Origin of the sequence: Streptomyces sp. NPDC087901, from assembly GCF_044742205.1 — a bacterium.
GTDB lineage: Bacteria > Actinomycetota > Actinomycetes > Streptomycetales > Streptomycetaceae > Streptomyces.
The window spans coordinates 447,290-467,220 of the sequence record NZ_JBIUUC010000002.1 but is presented as its reverse complement, the minus strand read 5'-3'; the positions used below and the strand labels follow the sequence as shown (position 1 = coordinate 467,220).

The window sequence follows — 19,931 nt, the reverse complement described above, 5'->3', positions numbered from 1 at the left end:
GTACGGATACAGGTGAATTCCGGCCCGGGAGGTGCGGCCTTCACCAGCCGACCAGGTCCATGGAACCTCGGCCGAGCCATTCCTCGAACGAGACAGGCCGGCCGTCCAGGTGCAGTGGGAGGATCCGGTCGCAGGTGGCCCGGCCGTCGAACCACAGTGAGCCGCGGAAAGGGCCGGTGACGACGAGCAGCGTCGCGAAGCCGCAGCCGTTGTCCTGGATGTACACGGCGCCGGACGTCTTGCGCTCCTGGAACACCTCGTACTCGGCGTCCCAGTGTTGCCATGCTGTCCGGTAGGCGTTCCCGTCCGGGTAGCCGTCCGTCAGCGGCTCGCGCCCGTTCAGCTCCTCCTCTGCGGCACTGTAGGAGTCGGGATGCGGAAAGGCAGTAGTGAGCAGGTCGTAGTTGGTGTCCGTGTCCCCCTGCCAGCCCCAGCCCGCCGCGGATCGGCGCAGACGGTTCATCGCACTGCCCGCACCGTCCACGCCGCCCGCGCTCCGACTGAGCAAGTACGTGCGGTACTGGTCCGGGAACGCGATGCCCAGTTCCGCCTCCGCTTCGCAGATCTCCGTCTCGGACAGAGGCGGCGCCGGGCAGGCGCCCGGCCTCGCGGGGGAACCGGGCTGGTCGGAGCGTCGCCCCCGGACCGTGCGTCGGGCTTCCGCCATCCAATCGGTGGTCATAAGGGAAGCGTAGTCGCGAGCGATCCGCCGGAACTCCGTCGTGGCGAGGGAGCGTCCCGCAAGGACCTCGGGGGCCGACACCACCCGGACGGCGGCTCCGGCGCGCCGGACCCGCCGCTCAGGCCCGCAGATGTCCCAGCACCGAGCGCATCGCGCGGCGGACGGCCTCACGTGACTCGTCCGTCGGGTCGAGGGTCTCGAAGGCGTGGCGGCCGTTCGGTACGTCGACCACCTCGACGTTCGCCCCGCACCTTTCGGACGCCGCGAGGAACTCCTCTACGGTGACGGCGATTTCGGGCATCTCGCGCCCCGCCCGGGTGAGCACGAAGGGCAGGGTGCCCGCGCCCGGCAACGCTTCCACCGGGTGGAAGCGGCTGTCGACCGGCCCCCAGCCGGGCACCGGAACCAGGATCGGGTAGGAGGCGGCCAGACAGCGCAGCCAGGCCGGCGGTTTCCGCAGCCAGTCCGCCGCGAGCAGGCCGCCTCCCGAGAGGAACCACAGCGCGATCCGGTCCGCGTCCACCCGTGGGTCGGCCCGGACCATCTCCACCGCGGCTGCCACGTCCGCGGCGGCACGCGGGTAGTCAGCCATGTCGTGCAGGCGATGATCGAGGGTCACGCCGACCACCCCCTCCGCGGCCGCCAGGCGGGCGTATCCCTTGAGGGCCGGCCAGTCCCGTGGGGTCGGCCGGACCCCGGCGGGCACCGGACCGCCGTGCACGAACACCACGGCCGGCCGGGGGCCCTCAGTGTCCGGGACGTACAGATCGACGTTGCCGATCCGATCCCGCGGGCATTCCGGCACGTCCAGCAGGAACGGACGCAGGTGCGCGGGCGGCTCCGCCGAGCCGGGCGGAACCAGTCGGTGTCCCTCGCCTGCGGCGGCCCGCACCAGAACCTCGGCCAGCTCGGCCGGCACGGACAGCATCGGCCAGTGCCCGGTGGGAAGTTCGAAGAACGACACCTGGGGGCCGGCCAGGGCCAGGAAGACAGGGTCACCGAGGTCCACCCGCCGCTGGACCATCTCGATGCTCGAACCGTTCGCGTTGCACAGCACCCCGGTGACGGGCACCGAGGCCACCTCACCGGTCAGCCGCAGCGGCTGGAGCAGCGTGCGCAGGGGCTGCGGGGAGGCCAGGGCGGTGAGCCGGTCCAGTGCCGCCTCGGAGATGCCCGCGGTGCTGCCCCAGCGCTGCCACTCGTCCCGGGCCGGGGCTTCCAGGACCTGGCCGGCCCCTTCCGCTCCCGCTCGCTCGACCACCTTCTCGCGCGCGGACGGGTCCGCGACGGCGGCCAGCGCGGGCACTCCGTCCTGGCCCGGTCCCGTGTCCAGGCAGACGATCCGGCCGATGCGCTCCGCGCGGCGGTCGGCGGCGCCGAGCACCGGGTGGACGCCGTAGTCATGCCCGACCAGCACGATCTCCTGGTCCCGGCCGGCCTCGGCGCTCACCGAGTCGATCAGCGCGAGCACGTCCTCGACGTGCGTATCCAGGTCGGCGTCGTCCGTCGCGGCTCCGCGGGACCCGCCGAGGCCGGTGAGGGCCACCGTGTGCACGTTGGCTCCCGACGAGGCCAAGGCCGCAGCGGTGTCGTCCCATACATGTGCGCCGGTGAACATGCCCGGCACCAGGATGAATTCGGTCATGGTCCTCTCCTCTGCGATCCGTCGGCGGCGGGCCGTCCACGACCGCCCGGCCGCCCTCGCCGGTACGGTAGAAGCTCCCCCTGAGGGAGGTTCAAGTGTTCATGTCGCACGACGACGGCCTGTGCAGCATCGGTGAGCTCGCCGAACGCGCGGGCATCACCGTCAAGGCGGTCCGCTTCTACTCCGACAACGGCTTGCTGCCGGAGGCGTCCCGCAGCGCGGGCGGGCATCGCCGCTACGGCCCCGACGCCCTCGGCCGGCTGCGTATGCTCCGCTCCCTGCGCACCCTCGGACTGCCGGTGCGCGAGGTGCGCCGCGTCCTCGACGAGGAGGAGGACGGGGCGGAGGCCGGGGCCGGAAGCGTGCTGGAGGACGTCGTCGCAGGGCAGTTGCGCGAACTCGGATCCCAGCTCACGGCTCTGCGCTGGCGGGAGGCGGGGATGCGGCTGGTACTGGAGTGCCCGCCCGCGGAGCGGGCCGACCGGTTGCGCCTGATCGGGGCGGTGGCCACCCCGCCGAACACGGCCCCGCTGGCCCGGTTCTGGCGCGCCTGGCTGCCGCCGCGGATGCCGGCTCGGGCGACAGCCGCCTTTCTGGAGGTGGCGGTGGCTCAGCCTCCCGACGATCCGGCTCCGGCCCAGGTGCTCGCCTTCGCGCGGCTGAACGCGCTCGTGACCCGCCCGTGCACGGGCGCCGAGCGGCCCCAGCCCGAGGCGCACAAGGCTGCGGGGGCGCACACGTCCGCCGTTCTGTACGCGGGCCTCGCGCAGGCCTACGACCTGGCCGGCACGCAGTTGCGCCGGGGCGCGGAGCCGCACTCCGGCGAGGAGCTGGACAGTTTCGTGGGCGCGTACGCCAGCGCGTACAGCAGCCGGGACACCCCGGCCTTCCGCGGCCTGCTGGCCGGTCAGCTCGCCGCCGACCCGAGGATCGACCGGTACTGGGAGCTGACGGCCGACGTGATCACCGCACCCGGCGGTCCGCCGGAGCCGACCCCCGGGACCGCACACGACTGGCTGTTCGCGGCGCTGGACGCGCAGACCGCCGCGACGGGCTGAGTCCCGACCGCGTCTGTGTGCCGGCCGTGCCGAAGGAACGCTGCTGCACAGGGGCCGGGCCGTCTCCTACGACCGGACGAGCTTTCCGGACTGACCCGACGGCGGGGACAGGCGTCCCGGACCGCGCCTCAGCGCATCTCCGCCGTGATCGCCCACCGTTCGTGATCGCGCCAGGCCCCGTCGATGAACAGGAAGTCCGGCGAGAAGCCCTCCAGCCGGAATCCCGCCCGGCGCACCAGGGCGATCGAGCCCGCGTTGGCGGGCTGGATGTTGGCCTCCAGCCGGTGCAGGCCGAGCGGTCCGAAGGCATGCCCGATGACGAGGCCGAGCCCCTCGCTCATCAGGCCGCGCCCGGTTGCGTGGGCGAAGCCGCCGTAGCCGAGCGCGCCGCAGCGGAATCCACCGATGACGATGTTGTTGATGTTGATGAACCCGGCGATCGCGCCGTCGGCCGGGCTCCCGGCAGCGCCGTGCCGCTCGCACACCAGGAATCCCGCCTTGGCCGGGTCCTTCATGAGCACGCCGGCGTAGGCGGCGTACGCGTCGGGGTCGGCGGGCGGGAACAGCCAGGGGCGGTGCAGCTCCCTGCTCTCCCGGACCCGGGCGGTGAACTCGTCCGCGTCGGCGTGCGTGAAGGGGCGGATCGCTGTGCGCGGGCCCTCGGCCAGGTAGGTGGTGTCGGACATCGGACCAGCGTAGATCGTCGCAGCCCGGCCCACCGGGGCCGGGCTGCGACGGACGCCTACTTGGGCCGTCTGCGGAAGACGTACGCCCCGCAGGCCATGCCCGCCAGGAACATCACGATCAGCCACACGTAGAGCGGCATGGTCACCAGCGGGACGATGAGCCGGACCTCGACCTCTTCGGTGTTCTCGACGATGAACACGATCGACAGGACCGCGATGATGATGACGAGAATGCGTGCCGGTGTGAACGCACCTGCGCTGCGCTTGCTGCCGCTCGACACGTCCTTCGGGCTCATGAAGCGGCCCCTTCCCTGGTTCCGGTACCCACCGCCCCCCGGAGCACCAGGATGACTCCGTCCGGTTGCCGAGGGGCGGTGCTGTACGGCCATTCGGGTGACGCCGCTGCCGCTGCTACCGCCTCACTCCGCCGTGCCGCCGACCACCGGAAGCTCCAGCACTCCGGTGTCCCCGGGCGCGCTGACGACCGTGACGGGCTTGATGCCACGGTTGCCGAAGTACGCGCTGTCGCTGGCCGCGATCGCGAATTCCAGCCGGTGCCCCGCTTCGTACCGGTGGACGATTCCGGGCAGCTGAACGGTGAAGGGCCGGGTCACGTCCGGCACGCGGACCGGCGAGACGAGCCGGTTCACCAGCGTCCTGCTGCCGTCCGGTGCCACGTCGTACACCTTGGCGAACAGGACGAGCTTGTCGGCGGCGTCTCCGCTGTTCTGCACGCGCTCCGTCTTCGGCGAGACGACCTTCAGCGTGGCCTTCGGGGCCCCGACCACATCGACCGCCGAGGCGAGCGGTGCTGTGGTCCAGCCGAGGTAGGTGCCCTTGGTGTCGTACGGCTTCGGATCGGGCAGCCCGATGAGACCGGCGAGTGAGCTCTCCGAGTGGCTGGTGGGCACCAGCCAGTTGGTGTACTGACGGCTGCCACGTGCGACCTCGGCCCGGTTGTCGACGAGCTTGCCGTCGCCTGACAGATACATCTTCCGTGTCAGGCCGGGGACGGCATCCGCGGTGCCGTAGCCGCTCTGCCAGTCGCGGTAGTAGGCGAACTCCGATCCGGTGTCCCTCTTCGCCTCGTGGCGGAGGTAGCGGTCGAACCAGGCGAGGATACGCCCGCCGACGTAGCTGGTCTCCAGATTGCCCTGCCCCAGGTCGAGTTCGCCCTCCGCCTGGCCACCGCTGTGACCCCAGGCCTGCCAGATCATCTTGGCCGTGGTGCCCTGTGCCTTGAGCGTCCGGTAGGTGGCGGTGGCCTCGTTGAGGTTGAACAGACTGTCGGCCTGACCCTGGATCAGGAGGGTGGGTGCCTTGACGTGGTTCAGGTACGAGACGGGCGAGACGCTGCGTGCGTAGTCGAGCATGGCTGCGGTCCTGTCGGCCGGGTAGCGGCCGGAGTTGAGCAGCCGGATGGTGTCGCAGGCCTGAGCCGCGAAGTGGAGACAGTTCAGGCTGCCGAAGCGGGACGGGTCGAGGCTGGGGCTGAGGATCGTCTGCCCCTCCCCCATCAGGTAGAAGCCGTTGGTCCACTGCCATTTGAAGACGCCCGCGGTGTCGGAGGAGACGCCCGCTGCCGCGCCGGTGCTGTTGGGAGCGAGCGCGTAGCCGAGGTCGTTCCAGGTGATGAGCGGGACGAGGGCGTCGACGCGGGGGTCGACTGCCGCGGTGGCCATCTGGATGGCCCCGCCGTACGAGCCGCCGATCATGCCGACCGTGGGGTCCCCGGGGGCGTCCTGGGTGACGAAGTCGGCCTTGGTGCCGTCGTCGGCGGCGCGTGTTCCGCCGAGAAAGTCGACGAGGGCGGCGGCCGCCCTGCCGTCGGTCTCCGGGTCGTCGAGGGTGATCAGGCAGCCCGACTTGCCGAAGCCCAGGCCGGAGTAGACGAGTCCGGCGTAGCCGCGCGACGCGAACGCCTTGCCGATGCCGTCGGTCGAACCGTCCGACTTGCTGCCGCCGAAGCCGTTGGTGGCGAGGACGGCAGGCACCGGATGCCGCGCGTCGGCCTCGGCGGGGCGGTAGAGGTCGGCGTCCACGGTGCAGGAACGGCCGCCCGCGGACACGGTGAACTTCAGCGGGGTGACGGTGTATTCGGATGCGGCGGCAGCCGTTCCCGCCTGTGCGGTGCCGGCGAGCGCGAGGGGAGCGGCAAGCGCGACCCCGGCGACGAAGGCGAGTGGTCTGCGGGACAGTGACTTCAACGAACGCGATGAACCCGACGAACTCGACGAACCCGACGACTTCGACCGGAACCGGGAGCGGGAACCGGAGACAGCACGCGACACGAGGACCTCCACACCGAGGACACCTTACCGACCGGTAAGTATTGGGCCGCGCTCATGCTGTGACACAGGTCATAACGGTGTCAACGCCCAGGACAGCGTTTCCTGAAGGTTGTTCAGCTTCTCCGCATCACGGACCCGTTCGGGCCACACCCCCGCGCACCCGGCGCACCCACGCGCGCCAGGCGGACACGGCGAAGGCCCCGGCGTGCTGCCGGGGCCTTCGCCGAGCTCCATCCGTTCAGACCAGCGCCGGCACCTCGACCGTGAGCGTAGCCGGGCTGCCGTCCGCCGGTGCGTCCAGAACGGCAGGCACCCCGAGCGGAATCGTCAGCCCGGTGGGACCGTGCCCGAAGCCGAGCTCCTCGACGACGGGGACGCCCAGCCGCCCGAGCCGGTCGGCGAGCACCGCCCGTACCTGCGCGTAAGGTCCGCATCCCGCCCAGGAACCACAGACCACTCCGGCTACGCCGTCGAACGCCCCGGCCCGCAGCAGCTGGGTGAGGATCCGGTCGATGCCGTACGGGTCCTCCGTGGTGTCCTCGATGACGAGCAGACCGCCACGGGCAGACGTGCGGGCGTGCGGGGTGGCGAGGTCGGCGGCGAGCAGGCTCACGCAGCCGCCGTACGTGATGCCCCGGGCCCGCCCGGGCACCAGCGCTCTCGCGTCGTCGAGCCCCAGCGTCATCACCGTCTCGGGCTCGAACAGGGTGGCGCGCAGGGACTCCTGTGTCCGCGGGTCCTTCAGGAAGGTCTCGGTACCCACCATCGGCCCGTGCAGCGTCGCGAGCCCCGTCCGCAGCGCGAACGCCTCGTGGAGCACGGTGATGTCGCTGTAGCCGACGAACACCTTGGGCCCGGCGGCCCGCATGGCCGCCCAGTCCACCAGATCGACCATGCGATGCACCCCGTATCCCCCGCGGGCGCAGATCACCGCGTCGACGGACGGATCGCACCAGGCGTCCTGGAGGTCACGGGCCCGCGCCTCGTCCGCGCCGGCGAGGTAGTCCAGCTCCGGGTGTACGTCCAGCACATGCGGCATCACGACCGGTTCGAGCCCCCAGCCGCGCAGGAGGTCGAGGCCGGGCTCCAGCCGCTCGGCGGGCACCGGACCGCTCGGGGACACCACGGCGACCCTGGAGCCCGCGCGCAGCCGGGCGGGCCGGGTCAGCGGGGCGAGGTGCGCCCGTTCGCCCTTCGCTGGTGCAGCTGTCACTGGTTCGATCGTCAGGTCCTCGGCTGTCACTTCTTCAGCTCCAGCCGCGGCACGTCGGTCCGGTCGATACCGAAGGTCTGGACGTACAGGGAGAGTTCGGCCTCCAGCGCGCTGATCATGGTCTCGGCGCGCCGGAATCCGTGCCCCTCGCCCGGGTAGGTGAGATAGGCGTGCGGAGTGCCGCGCCCCTCGACCGTGGCCAGGAACCGCTCGCACTGCACGGGCGGGCAGATCGGGTCGTCCTCCCCCTGGAGGAGCAGGAAGGGGGTGGTGAGCCCGTCGGTACGGTTGATCGGCGACCTGTCGCGGTAGCGGTCGGGGACCTCGGCGATCGGGCCGACCAGCGACTCCAGGTACTGCGATTCGAAGTCGTGGGTCTCGCCGGTGCCCCAGCCGGTCAGGTCGAGGATGGGGTAGATGATCGTGCCGCAGGCGTAGACGTCGGTCCCGGTCAGCGAGGCCGCGGTGGTCCATCCCCCGGCACTGCCGCCGCGGATGGCGAGCCTGCGCGGGTCGGCCGTACCCTCGGCGGCGAGCGCCCCGGCGACGGCAGCGCAGTCCTCCACGTCGACGACGCCCCACTGCTCGCGCAGCCGGTTGCGGTAGGACCGGCCGTAGCCGGTGGAGCCGCCGTAGTTGACCTCGGCGACGCCGATGCCGCGCGAGGTGAAGTAGGAGATCTCCAGGTCCAGTACGAGTGGGGCGTGACCGGTCGGGCCGCCGTGGGCCCACATCACGTAGGGCGGCAGCTCGTCGTCCGGGCCGGTGCGGTCGGGGCTGTGCGGCGGGTAGACCTGCGCGTGGATCTCGCGGCCGCCGGGCCCGGTGAAGGTGCGGGCGACGGGCTCGGGGTAGTACGCCGGGTCGACCGCGTCCTCATGCGGCGCACCGATGATCCGGGTGTGCCCGGTCGCCGTGTCCAGCTCCACGATCTCGTACGCGCTGTGCGGACTCGCCGCGATACCGATGACCCGGCTGCCCTGCACGGCGAGGGTCTCGGCCCATTCGGTCCACGGCCCGGCGATGTCGACGAGTTCGCCCGTCTCCGGGTCGAGGATGCCGAGCGTGGTGGACCCCTTGCCGTGGAGTGCGGCGATCAGCCCGTTGTCCAGCGGGCAGAACCAGTTGAGCCCGATCTTCCACAGCGGTCCGGCGAACTCCTCCTCGCGCGGGCAGAGTTCGACCACGCCCCCCTGCGGATCGACGCGGTAGAGGTTCCACCAGCCACTGCGGTCGCCGGCGAACAGCAGCTGCCCGTCGGCGGTCCACCGGACCTGCGGTACGGATTCCTCCGGGCCGCCCACGACGCTCCGGGCGTCGTGGAACGTGCCGTCCTCACCGATGTCGGCGAGCATCACCTCGGTGCCGTCCCACGGCATCCGCGGATGGTCCCAGGCGATCCACGCTGCGCTCCGCCCGTCGGGCGAGACCTCGGGGCCGGTGACGAACCGGTGCCGGTCGTCGGAGAGTTCGCGTACCGCTGACCGGTCGCCGGCCGCCGATCCGTCCAGCGGCACGGCGGCGATGACCCGGCGCAGTTCGGTGGGCGCCTCACCGGTGAACTCCTCAAGGACGCACCAGACCTCGCCCGCCGCGCCCCGGTCCGGGTGCAGCCGCGGGTCGGCCCAGCGCAGTCCGTCGCCGACGGCGGAGACGGGGGTGAGCGGCCACGGCTCACGGGGTCCGTCGGGTGCGTAGGCGTACAGCCGCTGGTCGTCGAAGTGGACGAACACGACCAGCGGGCCGCCCTCGGCACGTTCGGTGCCGGCCCAGGGCCTTCCGCCGTACTCGATGACACGGCTGCGGGCGTTCCACGGCGCGGGCAGCTCCGCCGTGGTCCCGTCCGCCAGCCGGCGGACCAGGGCGCGCCGGCCGCCCTCGGCCGGGCGGGGTTCCGTCCACCACAGCTCGTCGCCGACCGCCCCGACGTACTCGGGGCGGCCGTCGTGGGAGGCGGCCAGCGCGGCGTCGATCGGTGACGGCCAGCTTCCGTAGACCTCAGTGGATACCATGATCAATTCCCCCGAGGGTTCAGGCGGTACGCAGATAGTGGTCCAGGACCCGGACGCCGAAGTGCAGCGCCTCCACGGGGACACGCTCGTCCACGCCGTGGAAGAGGGCCTGGTAGTCGAAGCCGACGGGCAGCTTCAGCGGTGAGAAGCCGTAGCCGGTGATGCCGAGCCGGGAGAACTGCTTGGCGTCGGTTCCCCCGGACATGCTGTACGGAACGACATGGCCGTCCGGGTCGAACCGCTCCACCGCGGCGCGGAGTTTGGCGTAGGTGGGCGAGTCGACCGGCGCCTGGAGGGGCACCTCGCGGTGGTGGAACTCCCACTCGACCGAGGGGCCGGTCAGCCGGTCGAGGGTGGCACGGAACTCGTCCTCACCGCCGGGCACCATCCGGCCGTCGATGAAGGCGGTGGCGTGACCCGGGATCACGTTGACCTTGTAACCGGCTTCCAGCATCGTCGGGTTGGAGCTGTTGCGGATGGTCGGCGCGACGAGGTCGGCGGCCGGTCCGATCTTGCCGAGGAGTTCATCCACGTCGAAGCCGGGGGCGTCGAGGTCGGGGCGGATGCCGTGCAGTGCGGCGATCTCGGTGAGTGCGGCGCGGACCGTGGGGGTGAGGCGGACCGGCCACTCGTGCGTGCCGATCCGGGCGACGGCTGCTGCGAGCATGCTGACCGCGTTCGCGTGGTTGACCTTGGAGCCGTGCCCCGCCTTGCCGTGGGCGGTGAGCTTGAGCCAGCCGGTGCCGCGCTCGCCCGCCGCGATGGGGTAGAGCGGCAGGTTCGGTCCGGCGTGGAAGGTGAAGGCGCCCGACTCGCTGATGCCTTCCGTACACCCCTCGAAGAGGGCGGCGTGCCGGTCGGCGAGGAAGCCGGAGCCGTCGTCGGCGCTGGCCTCCTCGTCGGCGGTGTACGCGATCACGATGTCGCGGCGGGGGCGGATGCCGGCCCTGGCCCAGAACCGGACGACGGCGAGGACCATCGCGTCCATGTTCTTCATGTCGATGGCGCCGCGGCCCCAGACGACCCCGTCGCGCACCTCGCCGGAGAAGGGGTGCACGGTCCAGTCGTCGGCTTCGGCGGGCACCACGTCCAGGTGGCCGTGGACCAGGAGCGCGTCCGCGGACGGGTCGGTGCCAGGGATCCGGGCAACCACATTCGTGCGGCCGGGGGTGCGCTCCAGGAGCGTCGGTTCGAGGCCGGCGGCGGCCAGCCGCTCGGCGACGTACTCGGCGGCGGGGCGTTCGCGGCAGTCGCCGCCGCCCCGGTTGGTGGTGTCGATGCGGATCAGTTCGGAGGTGAACGTCACCGCTTCGTCGAGCGCGAGGGCGTCGACGCTGTCCTTGGGGGTGCTCGCCTCAGCCATACTGTTCCTCCACGGCGGACGACACGATGGTCGTCACCGCCTTGAACGTGCGGATACCTTCGTACATCGTCGCGCTCGTGTAGGCGACACGCCTCTCGCCGGAGGGCGCCACACCGGGCACGACCGTGGCCGCGGCGGCCAGGTGTTCGGCATCGAACTCCAGCTCCACGGTGAACGGGCCGCCGTCGACCGGTGTGTACCGACCGGCGAGCGCAACCGCCTCCTTGGCCGCCGCACGGATGTCTGCGGCAGTTCGGGTGGGGGTGCGGCAGACCGCGGCGTAGCGCGACACGTAGTCCTTGACGGCGACCGTCCGCGCGTCGGGGGCGTAGCCCTCGGCGTCCACACAGGTCAGGTCGTCGCCGGTGACGAGGACGACGGGGACGCCGTACTCCGCGGCCACATGGGCGTTGAGCAGCCCTTCGCTGGCCCTGACCCCGTTCACCCACACGCCGGTGATGGAGTTGGCCAGAAAGGTGTGGGCCAGGACGCCCTCCGTGCCGGCGCCCGTGTGGTAGCCGATGAAGGCGACGGCGTCGACGTCGCCGTGCTGAATGCCCTCCACCATGCTGAGCGACTTGTGCCGGCCGGTGATCATCTGGACCCGGTCGTCGAGCTGCTCCAGCAGCAGGTTGCGCATGGTCCAGTGGGCCTCGTTGACGAGCACCTCGTCGGCGCCCCCGTCATAGAAGCCCAGGGCGGCCGCGTTGACGTCGGAGGTGAACAGGGAGCGGCATCGCTCCCACTGGGGTGTGCCGGGCAGCACATCGGCCGGCCAGGTCACGCCGGTGGCGCCTTCCATGTCGGCGCTGACGAGGATCTTCATGCCGACACACGGTACGCGCCGATGAACGTGCAGGCCAGGGCGGCCCCGGCCTCCAGAGGTCCATTCCACTGAAGGCCGCGGCCCCGGGCGCACAGGCCCCGGAATTCTCAGCCGGCCGTTACGGTGCGGTGTTCGTGGACGCGCAGGTTCAGCGTGACGAGGCCGAGCAGCGGCGTGTCGACGGACAGGTCCCGTGCCCGGTCGGTCAGGTCACCGAAGACCTGCTCGGCCTCGGTCGGGGCCCCCTGGGTGACGTCGCGGTACAGCGAGGCGGTGAGGGGCGACCCCTCCGCGGTCAGCATCGCGGCCACCGCGTCGAGTTCCTTCTCCCGCACGGGGTGTCCCGCGGCGGCCGCGACGGCGGCGCACTCGGCCAGGAGCGCGGTCACGAAAGCCCGTCCGCCGGGTACGGCGCGGACGTCGCCGACGGTGCCGCGCATCAGGCAGGTCAGCCCTGCCAAGGTGCTGATGAACACCCACTTGCTCCACATCGCCGCGAGGATGTCCTGGGGCTGGTGCGTGTCGATGCCCGCGTCCGCGAGGACGGCGGCGATCGCCTCCACCCGCCGGGACGTGCCGCCCTGCTGCTCTCCGATCGTCAGACTGGCGACCGGGGCGAGGCGCACGATGTCCCCTTCGGCGTTCAGCGTGGTGATGATCTTGGCGACGCCGCCCAGCACCGCCTTCTCGCCGAACCGGTCGTTGAGCGGCGACAGGTGCGCCATGCCGTTGAGCAGCGGAACGATCGCGGTCGTCGGCCCGACGGCCGGTGCGATGTCGTCGAGGGCCCCGTCCAGGGCCGTGGCCTTCACCGAGAGCAGCACCAGGTCGTAGGTGCCGGAGAGCTGATCGGCGGTGACGAGCCGGGGCGTGAGCACCTCCTCCTCCCCCAGCCCTGTGATGCGCAGGCCCCGCTCGCGGAGGGCGGCGGCGCGGCGCGGGCGGACGAGGAAGGTGACGTCCTCGCCCGCCTGCGCGAGACGGGCGCCGAAGTAGCCACCGGTGGCTCCTGCTCCCACAACCAGAATCTTCATGTACGTGCACCTTCCGGGGGCCGTGAGCAGGGGGTCGAGGCACAGGACGGCATCGTTCAGCCGTCGATACGCAGGACCAGCTTGCCGGTCGACGTACGCCCCTCCATCAGCAGGTGCGCGTCGGCCGCGTCCGCCAGTGCGAACTCGGCCGTCACCGGAAGATCCACGTGCCCGTCGGTCACAGTACGGAAGGCGCGCTCCGCGACGGTACGCAGGGTCGCGGGGTCGTTCGCGGCCAGTTCCAGGATCGAGAATCCGGCCACCGATCTGCTCCCCGGGTACAGCTCGCCCTGCCCGACGCTCCAGGGCTGTGCGCCGCCCGCGTTGCCGAAGGAGACGAGCCGCCCGAAGACGGCGAGCGCGTCGATGCCGCGCCGCAGGGTGTCCCCGCCGACCGGGTCGAGCACCAGGTCGACGCCCCGGCCACCGGTGGCGCGGCGGACCTCGTCCGGGAAGGTGTCGCCGACGAACACCTCGTCGTAGCCGTGGGCGAGGGCGTAGTCGGCCTTCGCGGCGGAGGACACCACCCCGTACACGGCCCCGGCACCCGCGAGCCGGGCCAGTTGCCCGGCCACCGTGCCGACCCCGCCGGCCGCACCCTGCACCAGCACGCTCTCCCCGGTCCGCAGCCGCCCGACCTCGTGCAGCAGGGCGTGCGCCGTCGGCAGCACGGTGGGGAGGGTGGCACCGGTGCGCAGGTCCGTGCCGCCGGGGAGCGGGAAGACAGTGTTGGCCGGTGCCACCACTACGTCCGCGTATCCACCGCCGTCAAGGAATGCCGCGACCTCCTGTCCGGGGCTCAGCCCCACGACCCCCTCGCCGACGGCCCGAACCCGGCCCGAGACCTCCAGGCCCGGGACGAAGGGCAGTCGGGGCACCCGGTACCCCACGGCCCTGGCCTTGAGGTCGGCGAAGTTGACGCCCGCGTAGGCGACGTCGATGGCGACCTGACCGGGACCGGGCTCGGGTGTGACCGCCTCGACGACCGTCAGCACCTCGGGCCCGCCGTACTCCTTGAACTCGACCGCACGCATCACAGACCGCCCCCTGGAAGATGTGTTCAACGAAAAGCGAACACTTGGAGTGTAAGATATTCATCGAACACTCAGCAAGGGCCGAGGACACGGGGAGCGGGACATGCCCAACCAGCCTGCGGGCGGCGGCCACCGCGCCGCTCCCGTACACACCGACCCTGCGGAGGTCTCCGTGCTCGGAGCCCTCTCCGCGCTGGCCGATCCGGTCCGCCTGCAACTGGTCCGCGACCTGGCGGGCTCCGAGGACTGGACGCGCAGCTGCGGCAGCTTCGACGTACCCGTCGGCAAGGCCGCGCTCAGCCATCACTTCTCGGTGCTGCGCGGGGCGGGCCTGGTGGAACAGCGCGACATGGGCCCCAAACGGGTCAACCGCCTTCGCCGCGAAGAGTTCGAGGCCCGCTTCCCGGGCCTGCTGGACCTGCTGCTGCGGGCGGACGACGCCTGAGGCGTTCATTCAACACCCGGCGGAACCACCGATGTTCGGCATCCGACAGGTGCCGGACCGGACCGAGCGGCGACAGGTCCGACGGAAGACGGCCCGCCCCCTCGGCTGCGGCGTGGGCAGCGCGGCGCACTTCATCGCCAGGTCTCGCGCCGGTACCGGGAAAGGCGCTCGACGACGCACGCCCGGCAGCGACGCCGGGGGCCGGGTCCTGGTGTCATCGCTCACCGCGTCGTCATGCCGGGCCCGAAGATCACCCGCACGGGCATTTCACGCACGCGAACGGCCGGCACCCCCGCTTCCGGGGCGCCGGCCGTTCGTGGGTTCAGCGGCGCTTCGCGCCCTTCAGCAGCTTCTCGATCCTGGCGAGTTCCTTGTCACCGAACTCCAGGTTGCGAACCGCCTCGACGCTGTTCTCCAGCTGGGCGACGCTGCTCGCCCCGACCACGGCGGAGGTGACCCGGCCGCCGCGCAGCACCCAGGCCAGCGCCATCTGCGCCAGCGACTGGCCGCGCTCGGAAGCCAGTTGATCGAGCTCGCGGAGCCGGCCGACCAGTTCCGGGGTGACCGAGTCCGCCGACAGGAACGGGCTGCTGCCTGCCGCCCGTGAGCCCTCGGGAATGCCGCGGAGGTAGCGGTCCGAAAGGATGCCCTGCTCCAGCGGCGAGTAGGCGATGGAGCCGATGCCCAGCTCGTCGAGGGCCGTGAGCAGACCGTCCTCCACCCAGCGGTCCAGCATCGAGTAGCGCGGCTGGTGGATGAGCAGCGGCGTGCCGAGGTCCTTCAGGATCCGGGCGGCCTCCCTCGTCTGCTCGGCCGAGTAGTTGGAGATGCCGACATAGAGCGCCTTGCCCTGCTGCACGGCCGAGTGGAGGGCACCCATCGTCTCTTCGAGCGGGGTCTCCGGGTCGGGCCGGTGGGAGTAGAAGATGTCGACGTAGTCGAGGCCGAGGCGGGTGAGGCTCTGGTCCAGCGACGAGAGCAGGTTCTTGCGCGACCCCCACTCCCCGTACGGGCCGTCCCACATCAGGTAGCCCGCCTTGGTGGACACGATGATCTCGTCCCGGTGCCGGGCGAAGTCCGTCCCCAGCGCGCGGCCCATCGCCGTCTCGGCGGAGCCGGGCGGCGGGCCGTAGTTGTTCGCCAGGTCGAAGTGGGTGATGCCGAGGTCGAACGCCCGGCGGAGGATCTGCCCCTGGGACTCCGGTGTCCGGTCACCGCCGAAGTTGTGCCACAGACCGAGCGAGAGGGCAGGCAGCTTCAGACCGCTGCGCCCGGTGCGCCGGTACGGCATGTCCTGGTAGCGGCCGTCGGACGGGATGTACATGCGGGGCTCCACGGGAGAGATCGTTCCGGTTCGCCCGGGGGCGATGCCGTTCGGCTCCGCCCCCGGGCGGGGTGCTGGGTCCAGGCTCGCTCACAACGATCCAGCAGTCCAACAGGAGATTCCGCTTGGATTCAGGACCTATATTTCTCAATCATGGAGTTGCGCCAGCTGGAACATTTCGTCGCCGTCGCCCAGGAACAGCATTTCACCCGGGCCGCGGAGCGCGTCGCCGTGTCGCAGTCCGGCCTGTCCGCCTCCGTCCGGGCCCTGGAGCAGGAGCTGCGGACCCCCCTGTTCAGCCGGACCACCCGCAGTGTGCGGCTGACCGAGGCCGGGCGCGCCCTGCTGGTGGAGGCCGAACGCACGCTGGCGGGCGCGCAGGCGGCGAGGGACGCCGTCGACGCCGTACGGGGACTGCTGCGCGGCACCCTGTCGGTGGGCGTGGAACAGTGCGTGGCCGGGGTGAGCCTGCCACGGCTGCTCGCCGCCTTCCACCGCGAGCACCCGCACATGGAGATACGGCTCCGCCAGGAGGGCACGACGAATCTGGTGGACGGGGTGGCCGGCGGGCGGCTCGACATCGCCTTCGCCGCCACGGTCTCCCCCGTGGGGTGGCACGGCGAGCTGGTCCCGCTGGCCCGTGAGCCCATGGTCCTGCTGTGCGCCCCCGGCCACCGGCTGGCCGCGGCGGACCGGGCCGGATGGGACGAGCTGCCCGGTGAGCCGTTCATCGACTTCCATCCGGACTTCGGTCCGCGCCGCGCGGCCGACGAGGCGTTCGCGGCCGCGCGGGTGCGCCGCACGGTGGCGCTGGAGGTCAACGACGTGCACAGCCTGTTGGAGCTGGTGCACGAGGGACTCGGCATCGCGGTGGTCCCGCACCACTTCTCGCGCAAGCCCGAGGCCCGGGCCCTGGTGGCGGTTCCGCTCGACGGGGCGGACCAGCCGTACTACGAGAGCGTCGTGGTGCTTCCGGCCGCGCAGGCGATGAGCCCGGGAGCGCGGGCACTGATGGCTCTCGTACGGGAGGGGACCGGGCACTGACTCACGTCCGGCTCCGGCCGAAACGGCGGGGTCCGGAGGCGTCCCGGCCCATTTCCCATTTCCTGCCAGTACCTCGACGGTCCGAGGGTGCGTCGCACCCTCGGACCGTCGACGGAACTCTCCGCACGCTTCCGGTCTCGCTGTCGGCCCGCACGCGGCAATACCGTCAGCGCGTGTACGACCGATCGGTGCGAGCCGGCGAAGACCCTGAATCTGCCGACGGCTGCCGCTCACGGCATTCACACCCGCCAGACGCCCTACGCGAATCGGGACGGCTCGGGCTCCGGCCCGACGGTGAAACGAGTTCGCCTCACGACGCGTCCGGCTTGCTCCAAACGGGCCTGCCGTCCGGCCGATAGATCGACGCGTGGCCGTTGTACTGGACATAGAACCGACTCGCCCGGTTATCCAGGGATCCCGTGTTCGTATGCCAGACACGGTTGTATCCGGCGTCGAAGATGGCGAGGTCACCATCTTTCTGAAGGATGCATACGCCACCAGGCGCTTTACCCTCGGTGCCGGATGTCCACAGCGGCGCGTTGTTTTCGCTGCGGGACAGCAACAGGTTGCCGTTCGCCTGGAACTTGAACGTGTAGGCGCCGTCCTGGGAGGTCAGGTACTGCTCTGCCACGAGCGTGTCACCGGGCAGCATGCGGTCTCCTTGAGCCGCAGGCCATTCCGTGTCGTAGATGTACTCGAAGCCCTTACGCTCGAGCGTGCTGGCAATGGTGGTTGTGCCGAACCAGGGATCCATGGGGTCGGGTTCGTTCTGCCCCAGGAGGGCCCCACTCTGTGGCAGGTAGGTCTGGTCCGAGTGGTCGCTCTGCCATTGGGCCCACAGGCGGTCGGTGTTGGCGTGGTGCAGCCAGAACAACGGGTCGTTGGGAGAGCTCAGCGGCCTCATGTGGCCACCGACCCATTCGTGCACCCGGTTGTGGATGTTCGTCCCGATCCAGCCTTCGAGGTGATTGCGGAAACTCGGAGTACTGTTCGTGTCCCACTGCGGATTGTCGTAGGGCGTGATCCGAAGGCAGTCGGCTACATCCTGGGCGGCGGGCAGCGAGGCGATGTGCACCCCGAACTCCCTGGTCAGATACTCCGCACCGATATCGATCTTCAGGCAGGCCCAGTGACCCGCATCGAACGCGAACCGGCCGGTCATCACCTTCCGCTCAGCACCCTTCCCGTCTCCGCCCATGAAGTTCGCGTCCCAGATCGACGCACTCGGACTGTTGTCGAACGTCCAGTCCCAGTAGGGAATGGTGAGTCCCGGAGTGACGTTCTGAAGTTCCAGCTCGAAACGGTGCAGGAACTCCCGGTGCCAAGGGAGAAATGCCGGGCCCATGTGGCCGTTGTAGCCGATCTGAGAATGCTGCTTGACGTAGTTGTCGTAGACACCACTGCTCTTGAGTTCCAACAGGGCATCCACGAATGTGGATCGCTCGGACGGGTTCAGCATTGCCTGGTCTCTGCGTACAAAAGCCATCATCACTCCGACTCTCGCGCCACGGGTCAGCAGGTATTCACTGTTCACCCCTTCCCTTCCAGCGTCTGGCTGGAAGGGAAATCCGGCAACACGTGGACTACAAAGTTGAAATGGCCACCACTGCTACGCCAACGCCGGCAGAAGAAGCACGAGCCGTGCCCCCGGCCAGGCCTACGGGTGTCATGAGCTGCTTCGGCTGCAGTTGAGTCAACGCGCGCTCCGCAAACCGGCGTTGTCTGCCCAGGCCGGCCGCCGACCGCTGGACCTGGTTGGTCTTGGCGGTCTTCACCCAGCCCCGTCTCGCGCGCCCGCCGGCAGCCGGCCTCCGGCGTCCGTGGCCAAAAACCCCGCCCGCCCGACGGACTCACTCCCGCGCGGGTACGCCGCGCCTTTCGGCGGATCCGCCCCTGCAGGCCGCCTGTCCCGCCGATCCACCGAAACCCGCCCGCCCCGGCACCGGACGGCCACCGGGCCGCAAGTACACGGCCCGCCCCACGCCACGACGTGCACACCGTCGGCAACTCAGGCACGAGAGGAAGTCAACTACCCCACCACCACGCCGCGCAGGTTGGACATCAGACTGGTGCCGGACGCCGCGCGGCAGACGACAGTTCGACGACCGGCCCCAGAGGGCAGCGGTCAGCCGCTCAGCGCCTCGGCGAACGCTCCGTCCCCCTGCTCGACTCCGCTGCACGTATCGCTGGCCCGCGTAGTGTCCTCACCGGTGCACGGCCGGTCACGGAAGGCCGCCCACAGGGAGAGGGCGCCGACGCCCTCACTCCGGGCGAAGGAGCGCAGGGACGCCGCGTCGGCGAGGGTGAAGGTCTCGCCCGCCACGTCGTTGACGCCGATCATGACGGTGATGTGCAGGGCCTGCCAGGCCTTGCTGTCCGACAGCCCGAACGCGTCCGCGACCTGGTCGTGCGCCACCGAGGCCGCCTGCTCCGCGTAGTCGCTCATGTCGCCGTCGTGGGACGAGCTGTAGTTCATCGCCATGATGTTCACCGCCGAGACCTCGACGTCCTGGGCCACGGCATCGTCCAGGACGGCCGTACCGCTTGCCTCCAGGCCGTCGGGCATGACCGGCAGGGTGTACGTGACGTCCAGATCACGCTCCTGCTGGAGCAGACGCAGGGCCTCGTTGCGACGGGTGACGGACGCGGTGTCGGTGAGCGCGTCGCCCTCGATGTCGAAGTCCGCCTTGGTCGCGCCGACCGCGTCGAGCACTTCCCCGTACGCATCGGCGAGTTCCTGCGCGCTGTCGCAGGCGAGCGCCGCTTCGGTGCCCGCCGCGCCGCCGAAGGAGACCCGGACGTCCGCGCCGGACGCGGTGAGCGCGGCGACGCGAGAGACCACGGCGGCGTCGGTGACCGCCGCGCTGCCGCCCCAGACCGGGGTGCAGGCATCTCCGTCCGCGACCACGAAGGCGAGGTTGTACGTGTCGGGGGAACCCGCCGCGTCCGTATCGGAGGAGGCCGTGGCGCTCACGTACGGGGTGTACGCGGTGACCGCCCGGGCTGCCGCACTGGTGGCCGGGCGGGGGGCCGACACAGCGCCCTGGTCCGCCGCGGTGCCGGTCGCGCAGGCGGAGCAGGCGAGGAGAAATGCGGCGAGGCCGGCGCCGGCCGTGGCCGTCCGGGACAGTGACGTACGCATGCTGTTTGCACCTGCTTTCGGTAAAGAGTGCCCCGAAACCGCGACACAGAGAGACCGGAACACCCAGAACCTCTCACACCTGACCGACTCGGCACTCACAGCAAGTTCATGGCCGGACAGCACCAAGCTCCG

The 19,931-nt window shown here is 70.9% G+C and carries 17 protein-coding genes and 1 pseudogene; 4 read left to right on the top strand and 14 right to left on the bottom strand.

All coding sequences use genetic code 11. The features are described from left to right. Positions 1 to 40 precede the first annotated feature (40 nt). Positions 41 to 682, bottom strand: a complete 642-nt coding sequence (locus ACIOEW_RS07590; protein ID WP_401962250.1) for an SMI1/KNR4 family protein — start codon at positions 680 to 682, stop codon at positions 41 to 43. A gap of 118 nt (positions 683 to 800) precedes the next feature. Beyond that, positions 801 to 2,327, bottom strand: coding sequence for an alpha/beta fold hydrolase (locus tag ACIOEW_RS07585; protein ID WP_401962248.1), 1,527 nt, complete (start codon positions 2,325 to 2,327; stop codon positions 801 to 803). A gap of 101 nt (positions 2,328 to 2,428) precedes the next feature. Here ACIOEW_RS07585 and ACIOEW_RS07580 point away from each other — a divergent pair, with 101 nt between their 5' ends. After that, positions 2,429 to 3,385 carry a MerR family transcriptional regulator gene (locus ACIOEW_RS07580; protein WP_401962246.1) on the top strand — a complete coding sequence of 319 codons (957 nt, stop codon included), beginning with the start codon at positions 2,429 to 2,431 and terminating at the stop codon, positions 3,383 to 3,385. Between the two features lie 128 nt (positions 3,386 to 3,513). On the opposite strand, the gene ACIOEW_RS07575 is transcribed toward ACIOEW_RS07580, so the two are convergent. From ACIOEW_RS07575 to ACIOEW_RS07535, 9 genes are all read right to left on the bottom strand, one after another. Next, the gene (locus ACIOEW_RS07575) at positions 3,514 to 4,071 is read right to left on the bottom strand and encodes a GNAT family N-acetyltransferase (protein ID WP_401962243.1); all 558 of its coding nucleotides are present in this window, start codon (positions 4,069 to 4,071) and stop codon (positions 3,514 to 3,516) included. 56 nt (positions 4,072 to 4,127) lie between these two features. Next, positions 4,128 to 4,367 carry a LapA family protein gene (locus tag ACIOEW_RS07570; RefSeq protein WP_362555887.1) on the bottom strand — a complete coding sequence of 80 codons (240 nt, stop codon included), beginning with the start codon at positions 4,365 to 4,367 and terminating at the stop codon, positions 4,128 to 4,130. A gap of 123 nt (positions 4,368 to 4,490) precedes the next feature. Then, positions 4,491 to 6,278, bottom strand: a complete 1,788-nt coding sequence (locus ACIOEW_RS07565) for a CocE/NonD family hydrolase (RefSeq protein WP_401962240.1) — start codon at positions 6,276 to 6,278, stop codon at positions 4,491 to 4,493. Between the two features lie 322 nt (positions 6,279 to 6,600). Beyond that, entirely contained in the window at positions 6,601 to 7,575 is a 975-nt protein-coding gene (locus ACIOEW_RS07560) for an LD-carboxypeptidase (protein ID WP_401962238.1), read from the bottom strand. A gap of 26 nt (positions 7,576 to 7,601) precedes the next feature. After that, positions 7,602 to 9,587 carry a prolyl oligopeptidase family serine peptidase gene (locus ACIOEW_RS07555; protein ID WP_401962236.1) on the bottom strand — a complete coding sequence of 662 codons (1,986 nt, stop codon included), beginning with the start codon at positions 9,585 to 9,587 and terminating at the stop codon, positions 7,602 to 7,604. A 19-nt stretch (positions 9,588 to 9,606) separates the two neighbouring features. Continuing rightward, a complete protein-coding gene (locus ACIOEW_RS07550) occupies positions 9,607 to 10,950 on the bottom strand; it encodes a M20/M25/M40 family metallo-hydrolase (RefSeq protein ID WP_401962234.1) in 1,344 nt (447 codons plus the stop codon). After that, positions 10,943 to 11,776, bottom strand: coding sequence for a M55 family metallopeptidase (locus ACIOEW_RS07545; RefSeq protein WP_401962232.1), 834 nt, complete (start codon positions 11,774 to 11,776; stop codon positions 10,943 to 10,945). Before ACIOEW_RS07545 ends, ACIOEW_RS07550 begins: the two co-directional genes overlap by 8 nt. 107 nt (positions 11,777 to 11,883) lie before the next feature. Continuing rightward, complete coding sequence (locus ACIOEW_RS07540) at positions 11,884 to 12,810, bottom strand: ketopantoate reductase family protein (protein WP_401962231.1); 927 nt, start codon at positions 12,808 to 12,810, stop codon at positions 11,884 to 11,886. Between the two features lie 56 nt (positions 12,811 to 12,866). Beyond that, the gene (locus ACIOEW_RS07535) at positions 12,867 to 13,844 is read right to left on the bottom strand and encodes a zinc-binding alcohol dehydrogenase family protein (RefSeq protein WP_401962230.1); all 978 of its coding nucleotides are present in this window, start codon (positions 13,842 to 13,844) and stop codon (positions 12,867 to 12,869) included. A gap of 103 nt (positions 13,845 to 13,947) precedes the next feature. Between ACIOEW_RS07535 and ACIOEW_RS07530 the strand changes: the two genes are divergently transcribed. Further along, the gene (locus ACIOEW_RS07530; protein ID WP_362555903.1) at positions 13,948 to 14,289 is read left to right on the top strand and encodes a helix-turn-helix transcriptional regulator; all 342 of its coding nucleotides are present in this window, start codon (positions 13,948 to 13,950) and stop codon (positions 14,287 to 14,289) included. A 322-nt stretch (positions 14,290 to 14,611) separates the two neighbouring features. Here the strand turns inward: ACIOEW_RS07530 and ACIOEW_RS07525 are convergent, their stop codons facing one another. Beyond that, positions 14,612 to 15,613 carry an aldo/keto reductase gene (locus ACIOEW_RS07525; protein ID WP_362555905.1) on the bottom strand — a complete coding sequence of 334 codons (1,002 nt, stop codon included), beginning with the start codon at positions 15,611 to 15,613 and terminating at the stop codon, positions 14,612 to 14,614. Between the two features lie 153 nt (positions 15,614 to 15,766). Here ACIOEW_RS07525 and ACIOEW_RS07520 point away from each other — a divergent pair, with 153 nt between their 5' ends. Then, a complete protein-coding gene (locus ACIOEW_RS07520) occupies positions 15,767 to 16,657 on the top strand; it encodes a LysR family transcriptional regulator (protein ID WP_401962227.1) in 891 nt (296 codons plus the stop codon). A 310-nt stretch (positions 16,658 to 16,967) separates the two neighbouring features. On the opposite strand, the gene ACIOEW_RS07515 is transcribed toward ACIOEW_RS07520, so the two are convergent. After that, the gene (locus tag ACIOEW_RS07515; RefSeq protein ID WP_401962226.1) at positions 16,968 to 18,191 is read right to left on the bottom strand and encodes a tyrosinase family protein; all 1,224 of its coding nucleotides are present in this window, start codon (positions 18,189 to 18,191) and stop codon (positions 16,968 to 16,970) included. Positions 18,192 to 18,391: 200 nt separating this feature from the next. On the opposite strand from ACIOEW_RS07515, the pseudogene ACIOEW_RS07510 reads away from it, so the two are divergent. After that, a pseudogene (locus ACIOEW_RS07510) lies at positions 18,392 to 18,712 on the top strand (transposase); the annotation flags it as partial. Between the two features lie 70 nt (positions 18,713 to 18,782). Here ACIOEW_RS07510 and ACIOEW_RS07505 read toward each other — a convergent pair. Further along, on the bottom strand, positions 18,783 to 19,799 hold the full coding sequence (locus ACIOEW_RS07505; protein ID WP_401962225.1) for a chitinase: 1,017 nt from the start codon (positions 19,797 to 19,799) through the stop codon (positions 18,783 to 18,785). Positions 19,800 to 19,931: the final 132 nt, after the last annotated feature.